This is a genomic window from Actinomadura sp. 7K507 (genome assembly GCF_004348425.1).
In the GTDB taxonomy this organism is placed as follows: domain Bacteria; phylum Actinomycetota; class Actinomycetes; order Streptosporangiales; family Streptosporangiaceae; genus Spirillospora.
Genome location: NZ_SMKK01000116.1, coordinates 1 through 14,826, shown reverse-complemented (window position 1 = coordinate 14,826; position 14,826 = coordinate 1). Strand labels below are relative to the sequence as shown.

The window sequence follows — 14,826 nt, the reverse complement described above, 5'->3', positions numbered from 1 at the left end:
AACTCAGAAAGTCAAGAGGTACACAACAGATTGGCCACTACTCGCCAACGCATCGGAGCGGCCTTGCCAGACCACAGCTGAGCCAAGGGGGACCGCTGTGCGTCCACTGCCTGCACGCCGCCAGGTTGACGTGCTAAATCGCTATGACGACGATCAGACTCCATGAATCGCTCCGCGGAAGAGACCACCTACCAGGCGGTGATGGAGACCCGGCAGTGGCTGATCATCGACGCCACGATCGACAACGAGGTGAGCACGGAGGCTGAGGAAGGCGATCCGAGAGACGTGGTGCACCTCGGTAACAGCATCCGCAAGGCTGGTTGGAGGCAGAACCCGGGTTGGCCACGTGACTTGAAGGGATTCGAAAGCTGGCCAGCGCCCGGCCAGGAGACGACGATGACCTTGAACGCAGCCCAATGGGAACTGGTTCTTTCCGCATTGGTGCGCTGGTCGGCCGTGTCAGCAAGTCTCGGGGACGCGGAGAGTGCCGCAGATGCTGAACAGGATCGCGTCATCGAGGCGCTGATCCGCAGGCAGCTTGCCGAGCAGGGATGGTCCGCTGCCTAGTCGAGGGCTCATTGCTCTCCGTCCCGCACCGGTGCTGCCTGGACCGGACGGGAACACCGAACAGGCCAAGCCCGGCTAGGAAGCCGTCTCAGCACGGTCGGGGGCGGTCGAGCCTGCAGCCCGGATGCTGCCTTGGCGCGTCCGCCTTTACGGCGTGATGGTGTCGGTGTACGCCGCGTCGACTTCGGTCGTGAAGGTGTCCTCCTCGTTGTCGCCGTCGGTGATGGAGACGCGGGCTTGGCGGCTTCGGGTCCAATAGGCGCGCATGTCCGGGCTCGTCATGAGGAACCGCAGGGCGCTGCGTAGTTCGGGAAGCTCGATCGTGCGCGTCTCGTAGGCGACCTTCTGAAGGTTGAGGATCAGGTTGCAGTAATGATCCTTGCGGGTCGTCTGCTCCCCGGGAGAAGGCGCCGGCCATACCGAGAGCAACTCGCTGTCCTCGATGGCCATCTTGATGAGGTCGGTGTGCAGCTCACGCATCGCGACTTCGCTGCTGCGCGCCTGCTCCTCCTGGGCGATCGTCAGCTCTTCACGCTGGTTCCGCAGCTCGCGGCCCTGCATCAGGAGAGCGGCGGTGATGCCCAGGAATGCGACGCCGGAGAAGAAGACCGCGACCGGGCCGATCGCCTGGCCGATGTCCGACCAGCGCGCCAGCTCGTCATCGTCCAAACGGAGCAGCAAGAGGATCGGAACGACGATGCAGAGAACCACGACTACGAGCCCTGCGCAGATGGCGATGCTCGTGGGAGCGGCTCGTTTGAATCGCTCTGTCATGGCGCGGCGTCAGCTGGAGAGTGTGCGCAGCGGCCATATCTGTCGGCTGCCGGTACGTAAATCGGCGGCGATGTCCGCGAGCCCATGCAGCGTCCTCGGGTGGCGGGTGAGCCAGCCGCCGGTCTGGTGGCCGACCGGGCCGGACCCGTAGTCGTGGATGAGCGCGGTGTGGGAGTCGAACAGCAGGAAATCGAAGTAGCTCTCCACGGGAGACGACGGCGCAAAGAACTCAATGTGCTCACCGAGCCGACTGCGCACCTCATAGTTGATCATCTCGTATCGCAGGTAGCCGGTGAGTGGGTAGGAGAGCAGCCGCACCCGGGTGAACTCCAGACCGCGCACTCTCACCTCGTTGCGAAGGGGCTGATCCCCCATCGCCTCCTTCTCCAGAAGGCGGCGGGCCAGCGCGGTGTCGCCCGCCTCGAACGCCTCCTGCGACCGGACCCCGTCCATCTCGCGGTACGACTGCCAGGCCTCCACTTTGAGGAAGCGCCGCATCGTGCGTTCCCAAGCTTCGGCGAACCCCTCCAGGAATCCCTTCAGGTCGAGCCGCTCGCTGCCGTCCAGGACCCACTCGGGCGGTTGATGCATCATTCGTCCGGGATATCTTTCTTCGCGTAGATAAGAGTGTTACGCGTGATCTGAACGATTCGTTCGTTGGGAGCACACCTGGCGTCTTTCAGTGGAGTCTGACCGAGTTCCTCGGTGACATCGACACCGATCACGGCGAAGGTTCCATCACTGAGAGTAAGAATATCGGGACTGCCAGTCGTCGAGGTCGTGTCGCCACGCTCGGCGGGCGCCTTGCCGAGACGGCCGATCGCCTTCATGGAATCTCCCTAACTGGATGGCGCCCTGACCGTACCCATGCCAAATTTCACGAAAACACCCAGTGACGCACTTATGGCCCAAATAGGCCAGTTGACGTGCGCGCCACAGGAAGTCGATCTGGGAATATCGGACGAGCCATTCGCGCGAAAGTGATTACCCTGAATTCGTTACCAGCCAAGCTGGGAGGCTGCGGCGGCCAGTGAGGTGAGCGAGCCGATCGCCTGGTAGCGGGCGAACATCGGGCAGCAGGGGTCCGGTGCCCCACACCATCCGGTCACGGATCAACGGCTCCGGACGGCCCCATGCCGTCCGCCAAATCCCCGCGATGGCCAGGCCTCGGCCCGTGCTGGGAGGACGGTCCGGTGGCTCGTTCGGCTGGGGCGGGCGGATCAGCTGATGGCGGCCAGGTAGTCGTACTTGCCGCTGCCGGCCGTGCGTTCGAGGGTGTTGATGATCTTTTGGGCGTTGTCACGCGGGCCCGAGATGAAGAAGGGCTTGCCGTCCTTGCCGAAGGTGATAGCGCTGGGCGGGGCCCATGGGCGGAGCAGCTCGGACGCGGCCGCGAAATCGGAGTGGGGCTCGAAACCGAGGCTGCGGGCGTAGTCGACCGCTCCGAACACCAGGTGCCGGGCCAGCTCCGCGGGTGCGGGCACGAATCGGCCGGAGAAGGAGCGGAAGAACCGGTCGGTGTATTCGGGCAGGCGGCTCGCGGTCATCTCCTTGGGCGGCCAGGCGTCCTTGACGCCCAAGCACCAGACGTCGATCAGGAAGCCCACGGCGCTCACCCGGTTGTGCCCGGCGGCTCGCGCGACGAAGACCCCGGCCAGGCCGGACGCGTCGGTTTCGGGTGCGCCGAGGGCCGGCCAGTCGGGCTCGCCGTCAACCGTCAGCCCGGTGCTCCACTCCGTTGTGACGTAGCAGGCGATGAGCTTGTCGGATCGCGCGCGTTCCGCCGCCACGACTCGGATCAGTGGATTCACCTTGGCAGGAGGAAGCCCGAGCACGCGAGCGATCTGCTTAGGGGAACGTCCGGACGCGCGGAGTTCCCGGACCTGGGCCAGGAGTTCGTCGTTGTTCATGTCGCCTCGGGATCGAACAGGGATTTGGTCAGTGTTCAGTTGTGCGCGTGAAGGTCCGCGCGGTCCAGTAGCTGCTGGAGCACCTTCTTGCCGGGGTGGGCGGCGCGTAGCCGCATGACGAACTCGGAGAACTCGGTCTCACGGCCGCATCGCCCGGCGAGGTTCCGTGCGGCGATCAGGTATCTGACGGCGGCCTCGTAGCCGGGGCGGCTCGCGCGCTGCACCTGGGTGTCGGCCAGTTCCTGATAGACGGGGATGGCGGCCTCGGGGTGGTCCGCGCGTGGGCCTCGACGACGCGCATCCGCAGGTCGTGGTCCACGCGGTGGTTCTGAACGATGTCCCACGCCACGGGAACGTCGTCCTGACGCAGCAAGATCTTTGCCAGCAGGTCCGCGGGGTTGGCGACCTGGGCGCGCAGCAGTTCCATGGCACGGGCACGCCGTGTGACGTCCTGCCCGGCCTCCTCGGTCAGGTCGAGGTAGGCCTGCATGGTGGGGGCCGTGGTGAACCTGGTCCACAGCACCTCCATCGCGTCCGCGTGCCGGCCGGCGCTCCGGTGGCAGTCCAGCGCCAGCGACAGCAGCCGGGAATTCGCCGTGTCGCCGCTCAAGCCCTTGGTGATCCAGACGAGCGCGTCGTCGTCGCGGCCATCCTTGATCAGGACGTCGGCGATCCGAGCGAAGTCCCATGATCCGGTCGCTGTGCGGGCCAGGAGATCCACCACCGCGTCCGGCCCGCCCCGGGCACAGGCCAGGTCTTCCCGCAACTCCCTCAACGGGTAGGGCGGCGGCTCCTTTCCACCCGAGGCGGCGATCTCCCGTTCCAGGAGTTCGTCGTAGCGGTTCAAGCCTTCGGGGCCGAGGGCGTCGGCTTACTCGGACAGGTCGGCGAAGGTTCCCCAGCCGCTATTCAGGGCGCCGGTCAGCAGCCGTTCGGCGAGTGCGACGGGATCGGGCGCACCCGCGCGGCACGCGTCTAGGTGCAGGTCGGCGGCGCGAGCGAGGACGTCGGGCAGCTCATGGCCGTGGCATCCGTCGCCTATGGCCTCCCCCAGCAGACGGACGGCATGCTCGGCGAGGTCGGCGACGGCGTCGGGTGCCCGATCGAGCAGGTCCTCGATGTCGTCGAGGACCTCCTCCAGCTCCTCGGTATCGGGATACCACTCGTCGAACACGTCGTAGTGGCCGTCATCGCGCTCGGCCGTCATCTCGGCGACGACGCCTTCGAGATCCTCGCGCAGCGTGTGGACGGCAGGGGCGTCCGGACCGCCGGCCTCCGCCAGGAGTCGGGCGGTGAGAACGGGATCGTCGGCCGCCAGGTCGGTGAGCCTGGCCGCCAGCCACCCGGGGTCCTTGCTGCGCAGGACGGTCAGCAGATCCTGTCCGGGCCGTTCGATGCCTGACCGTAGCCAGGTCAGCGCGACCGCCACGGCATGCTCGCACAACTCGGCGACCTCGCCGGCGCAGTCGGTGCGGGCGCAGTCGGCGCCCACACCCGCCGTGGTGATCCGCAGATTCACCGCGACGTCACCGACGCTGGCGCCGACCCGCGTCCCGTCCGCCGTCACCGCGCCGACCTGGCCGCGGTCGGCGAGCGAACGGCCGAGCTCGAACGTCTCCTCGCCTGCCTGGGACCGCACCATCTGCTCGCTGATCTCCACGCTCGCCATGCGGAACATTATTCTGGGGCCGTGGCGGTGGTATGCCTCGTTTCAGGCAAGCCACTGGGGCGTCAGGTGACCGGAGCTCTCCGAGCGAATCGACGGCTTCACCACCGTGGCGGGGTCATGAGGCTGCCCAGTCTCGGATGGCGCGGCGGAGTCCAAAGAGCGATAGGGGTTCGAGCCGGTAACCCGAGGCCGATTCATATGGCCGCCATGCTGCTGTTCACGATGAGGTTGGGACGGTCACGACGATGCCGCGGGTAGGGCGGCGTGGTCGAAGCGGGCGATGAGGCTCGGTTTGCGGTGGTGCGCTCGGCGTAGGAGCGTGAGCCGTTCGGCGAACTCCTGGGGGAGGTCGGCGCGGTCGGCGAGGGTGCGGAGGTCTTTGAGGAGTTCGACGGCCACGTCGTAGTCGGACGGTTTGCGGGTCTCGATGAGTTCATCGACGCGTGCCCAGGTCGCTTCGGGGTCGCGGGCCAGGGCGTCCAGTCTCTTCTCGCGGGCCGCTGCGCGCTGTTGCTCGCGGCGAGCCTCCTGCGCCGCACGTGCCGCCTCGGCTTCGCGTTCGCGCTCGTGGCGGGCTTTGGCGGCGGTGTCCAGCAGCTCGGCCACCGTGCGCCGGGGGCGGTCGTCCCTGCCGGCGTCGGGTTCGCCACGGAAGCGACGGAGTAGCTCCATCTGAACCTGGCGCCCCTGACCTTGCGCGACTCGGACGAGGAAAGCCTTCCCGTCCTTCACCGGCAGTTCCTCGATCCATTTCGCGAGCTGGCCGGAGTCGTCCTTGGTCTCGGCCAGGGGCGGGCTCGTCTGGGCGGCGACTTGGAGCAGGTCCGGGTCGAGGCGGAGGAAGTCGGCGAGAGCGCGCTGGGGTGCGGTGAGGGCACGCAGCCCTGCGGGTACCGGCGGTTCGAGTTCGTCTTCTTCGTCCTGCTCGAAGGCGTCCTCGTCGCGTTCCCAGCTTCCGTAGGCCGCGAGCCAGGCGAGGTAGAGGGGGCGCAGATCTCCAGTTGCGAGCTCGGTGCGCACTCCGATGATCGCCGAGAGGGAGTCGTCGGCGCCTTCGACCCAATCGCCTCCCTCGTCCTCGCTGGTCAGGTCGAGGATGAGGTGCTTGCCGGAGACCTCGGCGGTGACGTGGGGGTCGACGCAGTACCGCTCGGCGGTCTTGAGAGGGAGCAGCGTGCGGGGAAGGCGGAGTATCACCTGGTGGGTGCCCCAGCTGGTGACGTACAGGTGGGCGTCGTAGTAGCGCCGCATCATCGTGCGCGGGTCGCCCCCGAAATCGCCCCAGTGGTACTCGTTGGTGAAACTGGTGGCGGTGATCCGTGCCCGCGTGGACAGTGCGCGGACTTCAGCCTGCTGCCGTTCGTCCAGAGGCTGGTCGACGGCCAGGAACTCGTAGTACTGGTATTCGCTCATGTTCGCTTGTCGTCAGTTAGTCCGGTGCTGGTAGGCGTCGATCCGTTCGGCGCGCCGTTCAGTCTTGTCGCTCGCGTCAGAGTAGTGACGCCGCGCGAACGATGTGAGATTTCGTTCGAGCCGTGCGATCAATCGGTCGGCTTGAATGGCTCCGTGACGGATGCACAGGTCATCGAGGTGCGGCGGTTGATCGACGGGGCGCTGGGAGGGTCATAGGGGCCCCAGGACGGTGTCGGGGTCTGCGTCCAGTGCCAGTGTCTCCAGGACTGGCAGGAGTTGGCGTTCTTCGTAGCTGAAGTGCGACTCCATGAGCGCCGCCAGGCCTTCGAGGTGGCGGCTCAGCTCCGGGAGCGGGGCGGCTCGGGCCACCGCGGTCTGGAGGTCGGTCAGCAGGTGCGCGATCATCGAGTGGTCCTGCCGCAGGTACTGCAGCGTGTCACGCAGCTCTGGATGCTGATCGGCGATCACGGGGAACAGCTCGTGGTCCTCGCCCTCGTGGTGGGCGGCCAGGGCGGTGCAGAATCCGTGGCAGAACAGCAGAAGGTCTCTGGTCGCGGGCTCGGCCGGCTCACCGGCGGCCAGTGCGTCCTGGGTTACGGTCAGCGCTTCGCGGAGTCTGTCGTGCACGCGGCGCAGTTCGCGGCTCCAGGCCACCAGCCTGGTCTTCTCGCTCTCACCCATAGGTGGCGAGCGAAGGTACGACGATCATCATCGTCGGTTCCCTTCGATCCGGCGCCTCCATGCCTGGCACGGTCTGCCACCAGCACGCGACGCTGCGGCCGAAAGTACCACGAAGCGCGCGTGCATGGCGCGAGCAACTTGGCGTTGGCCGGGTAGGACCTTGTCGAGGGTCGGGTGTTTGGGAGGTAGCGGGTGAGTTCTGAGCGCAGGATCGACACGAGCGTGCCGCACTCGGCGCGGATCTGGAATTTTCTGCTGGGCGGTACGGACAACTACCCCGTGGATCGGCAGGCCGGGGAGCAGGTCTTCGCGGTCTTCCCGGGGATGGTCGACATGGTCCGGCAGTCGCGGCTCATGCTGCGGCGGGTGGTGCGGTACCTGGCGGGTGAGGCGGGGATCCGTCAGTTCCTCGACATCGGCACCGGGCTGCCCACCGCCGATAACACCCACGAGGTCGCTCAGCGCGCCGCCGCGGAGTCGCGGATCGTGTACGTCGACAACGACCCGCTGGTCCTGACGCAAGCCCGGGCGTTGCTGACCAGTACGCCCGAGGGTGTCACCGCCTATATCGAAGCCGACGTCCGCGATCCCGAGACCATCCTGGCCGAGGCCGCCCGCACGCTCGACTATGACGAACCGGTCGCTCTCATGCTCATGGGGGTCCTCGGTCTGGTCGGCGACTACGACGAGGCCCGGTCGATCGTGCGACGGCTGATGGCGGCGTTGCCGTCCGGCAGCTACCTCGCCGTCTACGACGGCACCGACGCCGATCCCGCCTACGTCGAAGCCATCCGCGCCTACAACGCCGGCAGCGGCGCCGTCCCCTACACCCCCCGGACTCCCGAGCAGATCACGGGCTATTTCGATGGGCTGGATCTGATCGAGCCCGGCGTTGTCCCGGTCACCCGGTGGCGTCCCAGTCAGGACGATGTTCCTACGGTGTCCTGCTCGGGTGGAGTCGCTCGTAAAGGTTGATGCGCAGCCTGCTTGCTGACTCTCCGGGGCCGTTCGTTCTTGAAGCTGACCAATCGCTGTTAGGTACTGCTGTTCTCCCTGGTGTCGCATCGAGGTGTCGCCATAGCGTCGCGGCGTGGGCAATGGGGGCGGGATGACGGCGGTGGTCAGTGAGTTGGTCTCTTATCCGGTCAAGGGCTGTGCTGGTGTGGCGTTGAGTGAGTCGGTGTTGACCGACGCGGGCCTTGTTCACGATCGCAGTTTCATGGTGGTCGACGGCGACGGGAGGTTCCGCAGCCAGCGCCGAGACCCCCGGCTGGCGGTCATCCGTCCTTGTGTCGACGCTGGTGGAGAACGGCTCACCCTCCGCGCGCCCGGGTTCCAGGACCTGGACGTCGCCGTCGATGTGGATGCTCCCCGCCAGGACGTGGATCTGTTCGGCAGGAGCTACCAGGGCATCGATCAGGGTGAGCCGCCCTCCGAGTGGCTGTCGTCGGTGCTCGGCGCGGCGAGCAGGCTGGTGCGGGTGCCGCCGGAACACGGCAGGGTCATCGACGGCCGGACGCCCGGGACCTCCGCCTACGCCGACAGCAGTCCCGTGCACGCCATCTCCCTGGCGTCGCTGAACGAACTGAACCGGCGCGTGGACGGGGCATCGGTCCCGATGTCACGGTTCCGGCCGAACATCGTGATCGATGGGTGGGATGAGCCGCATCTGGAGGATCAGGCCCATCGCATCGTCGTCGGCGACGCTGAACTCGGATACGCCAAGCTCGCGATCCGGTGTGCCGTGACGCTCGTCGACCAGCAGGGCGGTTGCAAGGCTGGGCCGGAGCCGCTCCGTACTCTCGCCACCTATCGCCGGGCCGCTGCGGGCGGTGTGGCTTTCGGTGCCAAGTTCTCGGTTCTGCGGCCCGGCAAACTCGCCGTGGGGGACGCATTGGCCGTCAGTCGATGGACCGATTCCCAGCTCAACGAACCGCTGCCCATCTAGTGGGAGTGAGGCTGCGCGTCGGTCACGCGGCGGGGGCGCCGCCTACGAAGGTTCTTTCTGGTGGGGACGCGACGAGTTCGACCATGGTGCCGGCGCGGAGGTCCTCGCCGAGGACGCTGGTGATCGCGTCGGTGAGGGCGGCGCCGAGGCGTGTGGTGAGGTCGGTGGCGTCGGGGCGGTCGAAGAGGCCGGCTCGGACGCCCAGGACCACGGTGGCGGTCGTGTCCACGGCCTTGCCGCCCTGCGCGAAGCGGCCCGTCGGGACGGCGGCCAGGCGGATGCCGACCAGGTCGCGGGCCCATTCGCCGTAGACGCTGACGATCGCCTCGGTCAGGGCGGTGACGAGTTCGGGTTCCGTGCCCGACAGCTTGTTCTCTGGCAGGTGGACGGTCAGGTGCGGCACAGTGGACCTCGTTTCCTTTTAACTCCAAAGGCTTTGAACTCAAAGGTATATCAGGAGGGTGCCGATGTCCACCGAACCGGGCGGTCCGGCCGTCGACGAGGCCGTTCGCGACCTGCTGCTGCTCATGCCGCGGCTCGTCGGTCGCGCCAAGCGCCTGCCCGTTCCCGAGGCGCTTCGAGGCATGGATCTCGCGCCGCGCCATCTCTCGCTGATGGCCCACCTGGAGTACGACGGTCCCGCCAGCGTCAACGAGCTCGCCGCCCGGCTGGAGGTGGCCCCGACGACCGTCAGCCTCATGGTCGGCGATCTGACGCGGCTGGGCGTCCTGGAGCGGACCGTGGATCCCGCCGACCGCCGCCGGCGCGTCATCGGCATCGCCCCCGCCTACACCTCACCGATCACCGAATGGCTCTCCGGCAACGCCTCCGCGTGGGAGCACGTCATGCGTGACCTCGCGCCCGCCGAGCGCGCCACGGTCGTCGCCGCCCTGCACGCCTACGAGGCCGCCTTGGAGCAGAGGCTCCGCTGATCCCGCGTGGTCGAGGCGACGCTCATATCCGAGGCGGATCCCGCGGCCGGCAACCGTTCTGTACGGTGGTGGGTCGTGTATGAGATCGCTCGGATGGCCGGGTTTTATGCTGCGCACGGTGTGTGGAGTGTCTCCGACGGGGAGGCGTTGATTCCATTCCTGGGTTATGCGCAGGTGGACGGCAAGCAGGGAATGCAGCGGCTTGTGGGCGACGATGCGCTGAGATCCGCCCAGGATGCTTTCGGGGCGGGACGAGACGACTGGGTTCGCGCGGTGCTCGTCGTCGACGCGTATCTCCATCTCGACACTGGACGGACCGACGCGTTGATCGTGGACGCCGCCGACTATGGCCCCGCGCGGCGAACGGTGAAGATGGCCGTTCCCTACCGGCCAGGGGCGGCGCCGCAGGGGTTCGCCGTGTACCGGCCAAAATTCATGGAGGTCGTGGGCGTCGACGACCCCGACTACGCCGCGTTGGCCGATGCCTTCTTCGCGGGTGTCGATTCCCACGAGCGGGCGGCGGCCGTGTGGAACGCGCACCTTGTCGATGAGTCCGTCTGAGGTTGTCCGCATCGTGGTATAACCAGGTTTTCCCCCGAGATCCTGGAGGGTCATGTCCGACGGGAACGTCTCTGATATGGAATCCGGGCTGCCGCTTGCGGAGGCGGTTCGGCAGCTTCGCGCTGAATTGCTTGCGGCGACGGAGGAAGGGCAAGCGCATGGGCTCAAATTCACGGTTGAGTCCGTCGATCTCGAGTTGAACCTGGTGCTCGACACCCGGAGTAAATACGACGGCGGTCTGTCGTTGTGGAAGGTGTCGGCCGGCGGCGGCCGCGAGAAGGGCCGCCAGGAGACCCATCGGATGACGCTCAGGCTCAAGCCCCAGCACACCGGTGGCGGCGAGGGCAGCGAGGTCAATATCCAAGGCCATGGGGAGTACTGATCCTCCAGGTCTTCGCCGGCTCTGCCTGATCGAGAACTCCGCCGGCCTCGATGAATGGGGTTCCGGCTCCGCGGTAGGGCCGGATCTTGTGCTGACCTGCGCTCATGTGGTGGGGCCCGTCCAGTCGGTCTGGCATGTCACTCCTTACGGGGGCGGCAGGGTCAGCGGGAAGGTCATCTGGCGGTCGGATCGGCTGGACGCGGCCCTCATCGAGGTCGATGGGCACGCATGGGATGACGGGCTGTTTCCGCTGAGGTTCGGTGAGCTGACCGGTCCGGCGGACTGCGTGACCTACGGGTATCCGATCGTGCGCCGCACCGCCGGGCTGCACCGTCACGAGGGGCGCGCCTGGACGGTGATGCCCACGACCGGCGCCGAGACCGGGCGGTATCTGATCAGCACGACGGCGGCCGTGCCCCGCGACCGGACGCCCGATCCGAAGACGAAGTTGTTCCGGTCGCCCTGGGCGGGTCTGTCCGGGGCCGCTCTTCTCGGCTCGGACGAGAGCGTCGTCCTGGGGCTGGTCATCGCCGATCCTGAGCGGTACGAGGCGAGCACCACCGAGGTGGTCCGGGCGTCCGCACTTCTGCGGGAGCCTCTGTTCGCCCGGCTCGTCGGGGCGGGTGAGCCGGTTCCCTGGCCGCCGCCCGAGCCCGAGGGGGCGCTCGCCGACGGGATCGTCGGGCACGCCGACGAGATCCGCGGGCTCGCCGGGATGCGGGAGAACCTCACCAGGATGCCGTTCGTCCCGCCCGCGGAGGGGGCCGACACGCATCCGCGGCGGTTGCTGTCCATGCTCTCCGATCGCACCGACGACCGGGGGGTTCTGCTCGTCGGCGCGGCCGGCGTCGGTAAGACGAGGACGTGCTTCGAGGTCGGCACGCTCGCCGAGCAGCAGGGCTGGACCGTCCTGCACGTGCGGGCGGGGGAGCCGGGGGTGACGGCCGAGCAGCTCGCCGCGTCGATCGGGGGCGCCAGCGGCGACGTGCTCGTCATCATCGACTACCTCAACGAATGCAACGAACTCAGCCTGTCCGCCTTGCAGGCGCGGGTGCTCCCCGACGCCCGCCGCGGCGGCGGGCGCGTCGCCCTGCTGGCCTCGGCCCGGACCGCGTGGTCCGAGCGGGCCCGGTTCGACGCGGACGTGTCCCGGCTGTTCCGCCGGATCACCGTCGACCCGGACGACGATCACAGCGGGCGCATCCGCGACACGATCGTCGAGAGGCTCGCTCCGGACGCCGGCCGCATCCTGGGTACCGCGCGGCTCGCCGAACTGTGCGGCACCCGTCCGGTCATCGCGATACTGATCGCCGCCGAGCTCCAGGCGAGCGCCGAGCGCGAGACGCTCACCGCGGGCAGCCCGACGCCCCGCCCCGGCGTGCTCCTCGAATGGCTGCACCGGCGGCTGCGCGAGGACGGGCTGGCCGTGGAGGGCGACGACGACCTGTGGACCGACCGGCCGCCCAGCGATCATCTGCAGGCGATCACCGCGATGGTCGCGGCCACCCCGCAGGACGAGCGGAGCCTGCTCGGCTGCGCGGAGGCCGTCCTGGACGACGACGTCGAGCAGGCCCGCCACCTGCTCGTCCTCCTCCGGGCCATGGGGTGGCTCGTCGACTCCCCGCAGGGGGTCGCGACCGTCCATGACGTCGTGGCCGATCACCTGCTCGAACAGTGCCTGCTGCGCGCCGGGAGCGGCGTGGTGCGCGGGCAGGTCCTCGATCGGATCCTCTCCAGCGGCCTGGGCCGGGCCCGGAACGTCGGGCGGTGCGCGGGCAACCTGGGCCGGCTGATCCGGGAGCTGGACGCCACCGGGCGGTCCGGTGAGCTGGAGCGGCGGTACGCCGAGTGGCTCGACGGTCAGGCGGGGCGGGTCGGTGCGCTGATGGCCGAGCAGGTCTCCGAGGGGGCCTCCGCCCTCACCGCCCTGGTACGCGGCCCCGCCTGGAGGGCCGTGGTCTCGGAGCGCTGGGAGGAACTGGCCGGTCCCTGGTTCGAACGCCACGGCGGGACGGTCGCCGCTCTGCGTCTCCTGGAGTATGGGCTGAAGTCGCTCAGTCCGCAGCGCCGCGAACGGCTCGCCGGTGACGCCCTCCGCACGCTCGGCGGCCGGCCTCCTCGCCTGGAGGAGGACCACCTCCTGTGCACCCTCCTCGACGGGGACGACCTCGGCGGTACCGCCCTGCCCACCACGACGAAGCTCGCGTTCCGCTGGCTCAAGCGGTACGGCGGCGGGGAGAGCGCGAGCTTCCTGCTCATGTCCCTGCTGCGACGGCGCGACCTGCCGCCCGCCACCCTCAGGAGGGCCGGTGACCGGGCCCTCGCGTGGCTTCGCGTCCATGGCGACTCCCCCGCCGCGGGCTATGTCATCAGGTCGCTGCTGGAGCGGGACGGCATGCCCGGCGAATGCGTCTCGCTGGCGATCGAGCTGGCGTACGAGCATGTGGCGGGCGCGCCGGAGGCGCTGAGGACGAGTTTCCTGCTGGCTTCGCTGATCGGGCATCCGGCCGTTCCCGCCGAGCGGCAGGACCGGTTGTCGGAGTTCGCCGTCGCCTGGCTGGGATCCCATGGCGACGCAGCCGAGGCCCGTTTCGTCATCAACCGGCTTCTTCGCTCCGAGGTGGTTCCCGCCAGGACGACTGAAGAGGCCGCTTTCGCCTGGCTTGAGCATCATGCCGACGTCTTCCACGCCAGGGCCGTCATCGTCGGCCTGATCGAGCAGGCGCCTCGCACGTCCCGCCGCCGCGCGATCGACCATGCCTTCCGCTGGCTCGCCCGGCACTGGGACAGGCTCGATGCGAGCTACGTCCTGCAGCAACTGGTGAAGCGTCGCCAGACCCCCGAGGTCGTGGTGTACGCCCTTGACTGGCTGCGCGAGCACGCTACCGAGGAGGTGGCGTCCTACGTGCTCGCTCCTCTACTGGCCCGCGACGACCTCAGCGAGGAGGAGGCCTCGGCCGCCGTTGTGAGCGCGAACCGGTGGCTGAAGCCGAGAGAGGACGCCTTCAACGCCAGGTTCGTGCTGGAGAAGCTGCTCAAGCGCCAGGACGCCGCTGGGAGGGGCGCCGAGCACGCGGGCATCGCGCTCCGCTGGCTCGACGAGCATCGCTCCGAACTGGCCGCGGGGTTCATCCTCGAACCTCTTCTCCGTCTCCGGTACCTCGACGAGAAGACGTCACGCCGGATCGTCTCGGAGGCCGTCACCTGGTTCGAGCTGCATCGCACGGTCCGGAACGCGTCCTATGTGTTCATGCCGCTGCTCGGGCACCCGATGCTCGAACCCGAGCAGCGGATCACGGCGGCGGAGGCGGCACTCGCCTGGATCGACGCGAACGAAGAGGTGAAGCCGACCGACATCGTGGGGCAGCTTCTGCGCGAGGACGATCCGCTCCCCGAAGAACTCCGGAGGGCGGTCGCCGATCGCGCCATCGTGCGCTGCACGAAGGGCAAGGATCTCCGCTGGCCCCTCTACTACGGCTCCCTCGACCTCTCGCTCGACGTCGCCTTCGCCAAGCTCGCAGATCACAATGCCGACAAAGAGGCCGTACCGGTTCTTCGTGCCCTGCTGTCCCGGCGCGACGTGGTCGGCGAACCGCTGGCGCGGGTCGCCGCCCACACCCTGGGCTGGCTCGACGGCCGCACCACGAACTCCACCTACGGCATCCTCCTGGGAGGCGTCGTGGGCCGTCTCGCCGAGTTGACGGACGAGCACTTCAACGCGGCGGCCGGGCATGCCCTGACCTGGCTGGACGGCCGCGCCGGCCAGCCCTACTCGCAGCCGCTCCTCGTCGCCCTCCTCAACGACCCGCGGCTGACCGAATCCCACGCGACCCGACTCATGGTCCACGCCCGCACCTGGCTCGGGACCCTTGGCGACGACACCCGGACCGATGCCCAGATCGAAGCCGTCCGCGCGGCTCTCGACCGCCGCGACTGATTTTTGGCCGGGGCGGACGCAGGGCGGGCCGCGCCGGGGGGAGGGCGGCAGG

At 68.3% G+C, this 14,826-nt stretch carries 17 protein-coding genes; 7 read left to right on the top strand and 10 right to left on the bottom strand.

The genetic code is table 11. The annotated features are described in order from the left end of the window. The first annotated feature begins 162 nt into the window (after positions 1-162). Positions 163-567, top strand: coding sequence for a hypothetical protein (locus E1285_RS24915; protein ID WP_132156099.1), 405 nt, complete (start codon positions 163-165; stop codon positions 565-567). 147 nt (positions 568-714) lie between these two features. On the opposite strand, the gene E1285_RS24910 is transcribed toward E1285_RS24915, so the two are convergent. The 9 genes from E1285_RS24910 to E1285_RS24870 all read right to left on the bottom strand — a co-directional run bounded on the left by E1285_RS24910 (position 715) and on the right by E1285_RS24870 (position 7,014). Next, complete coding sequence (locus tag E1285_RS24910; RefSeq protein ID WP_132156097.1) at positions 715-1,236, bottom strand: DUF6082 family protein; 522 nt, start codon at positions 1,234-1,236, stop codon at positions 715-717. 114 nt (positions 1,237-1,350) lie between these two features. Continuing rightward, positions 1,351-1,935 carry a DUF6879 family protein gene (locus tag E1285_RS24905; RefSeq protein ID WP_243723026.1) on the bottom strand — a complete coding sequence of 195 codons (585 nt, stop codon included), beginning with the start codon at positions 1,933-1,935 and terminating at the stop codon, positions 1,351-1,353. Continuing rightward, the gene (locus E1285_RS24900) at positions 1,932-2,171 is read right to left on the bottom strand and encodes a hypothetical protein (RefSeq protein ID WP_132156095.1); all 240 of its coding nucleotides are present in this window, start codon (positions 2,169-2,171) and stop codon (positions 1,932-1,934) included. Before E1285_RS24900 ends, E1285_RS24905 begins: the two co-directional genes overlap by 4 nt. A gap of 390 nt (positions 2,172-2,561) precedes the next feature. Further along, complete coding sequence (locus E1285_RS24895; RefSeq protein WP_132156093.1) at positions 2,562-3,251, bottom strand: helix-turn-helix domain-containing protein; 690 nt, start codon at positions 3,249-3,251, stop codon at positions 2,562-2,564. A 35-nt stretch (positions 3,252-3,286) separates the two neighbouring features. Further along, positions 3,287-3,475 carry a hypothetical protein gene (locus E1285_RS24890; protein ID WP_132156091.1) on the bottom strand — a complete coding sequence of 63 codons (189 nt, stop codon included), beginning with the start codon at positions 3,473-3,475 and terminating at the stop codon, positions 3,287-3,289. Continuing rightward, complete coding sequence (locus tag E1285_RS24885) at positions 3,427-4,098, bottom strand: DUF6880 family protein (RefSeq protein WP_132156089.1); 672 nt, start codon at positions 4,096-4,098, stop codon at positions 3,427-3,429. Before E1285_RS24885 ends, E1285_RS24890 begins: the two co-directional genes overlap by 49 nt. A gap of 24 nt (positions 4,099-4,122) precedes the next feature. After that, positions 4,123-4,920 (bottom strand): hypothetical protein, encoded by a 798-nt coding sequence (locus tag E1285_RS24880; protein WP_132156087.1) that lies wholly within the window; start codon positions 4,918-4,920, stop codon positions 4,123-4,125. A 237-nt stretch (positions 4,921-5,157) separates the two neighbouring features. Further along, a complete protein-coding gene (locus E1285_RS24875; RefSeq protein WP_132156085.1) occupies positions 5,158-6,333 on the bottom strand; it encodes a hypothetical protein in 1,176 nt (391 codons plus the stop codon). Positions 6,334-6,543: 210 nt separating this feature from the next. Beyond that, positions 6,544-7,014 (bottom strand): hemerythrin domain-containing protein, encoded by a 471-nt coding sequence (locus tag E1285_RS24870; protein ID WP_132156083.1) that lies wholly within the window; start codon positions 7,012-7,014, stop codon positions 6,544-6,546. Positions 7,015-7,206: 192 nt separating this feature from the next. On the opposite strand from E1285_RS24870, the gene E1285_RS24865 reads away from it, so the two are divergent. Together E1285_RS24865 and E1285_RS24860 are read left to right on the top strand one after the other, a co-directional pair. Then, positions 7,207-7,989, top strand: coding sequence for an SAM-dependent methyltransferase (locus E1285_RS24865; RefSeq protein ID WP_132156081.1), 783 nt, complete (start codon positions 7,207-7,209; stop codon positions 7,987-7,989). A 133-nt stretch (positions 7,990-8,122) separates the two neighbouring features. Continuing rightward, on the top strand, positions 8,123-8,962 hold the full coding sequence (locus E1285_RS24860; RefSeq protein ID WP_132156079.1) for an MOSC N-terminal beta barrel domain-containing protein: 840 nt from the start codon (positions 8,123-8,125) through the stop codon (positions 8,960-8,962). A gap of 22 nt (positions 8,963-8,984) precedes the next feature. Here E1285_RS24860 and E1285_RS24855 read toward each other — a convergent pair whose 3' ends face one another. Beyond that, positions 8,985-9,365 (bottom strand): hypothetical protein, encoded by a 381-nt coding sequence (locus tag E1285_RS24855; protein WP_132156077.1) that lies wholly within the window; start codon positions 9,363-9,365, stop codon positions 8,985-8,987. A gap of 64 nt (positions 9,366-9,429) precedes the next feature. Here E1285_RS24855 and E1285_RS24850 point away from each other — a divergent pair, with 64 nt between their 5' ends. From E1285_RS24850 to E1285_RS24835, 4 genes are read left to right on the top strand one after another with little or no spacing between them, the layout of a single operon-like run. Then, positions 9,430-9,894, top strand: a complete 465-nt coding sequence (locus E1285_RS24850; protein ID WP_132156075.1) for a helix-turn-helix domain-containing protein — start codon at positions 9,430-9,432, stop codon at positions 9,892-9,894. A 6-nt stretch (positions 9,895-9,900) separates the two neighbouring features. Then, on the top strand, positions 9,901-10,455 hold the full coding sequence (locus E1285_RS24845) for a hypothetical protein (protein ID WP_132156073.1): 555 nt from the start codon (positions 9,901-9,903) through the stop codon (positions 10,453-10,455). 52 nt (positions 10,456-10,507) lie between these two features. Beyond that, a complete protein-coding gene (locus E1285_RS24840; protein ID WP_132156071.1) occupies positions 10,508-10,837 on the top strand; it encodes a trypco2 family protein in 330 nt (109 codons plus the stop codon). Further along, positions 10,824-14,774 (top strand): serine protease, encoded by a 3,951-nt coding sequence (locus E1285_RS24835; RefSeq protein ID WP_132156069.1) that lies wholly within the window; start codon positions 10,824-10,826, stop codon positions 14,772-14,774. Before E1285_RS24840 ends, E1285_RS24835 begins: the two co-directional genes overlap by 14 nt. Positions 14,775-14,826: the final 52 nt, after the last annotated feature.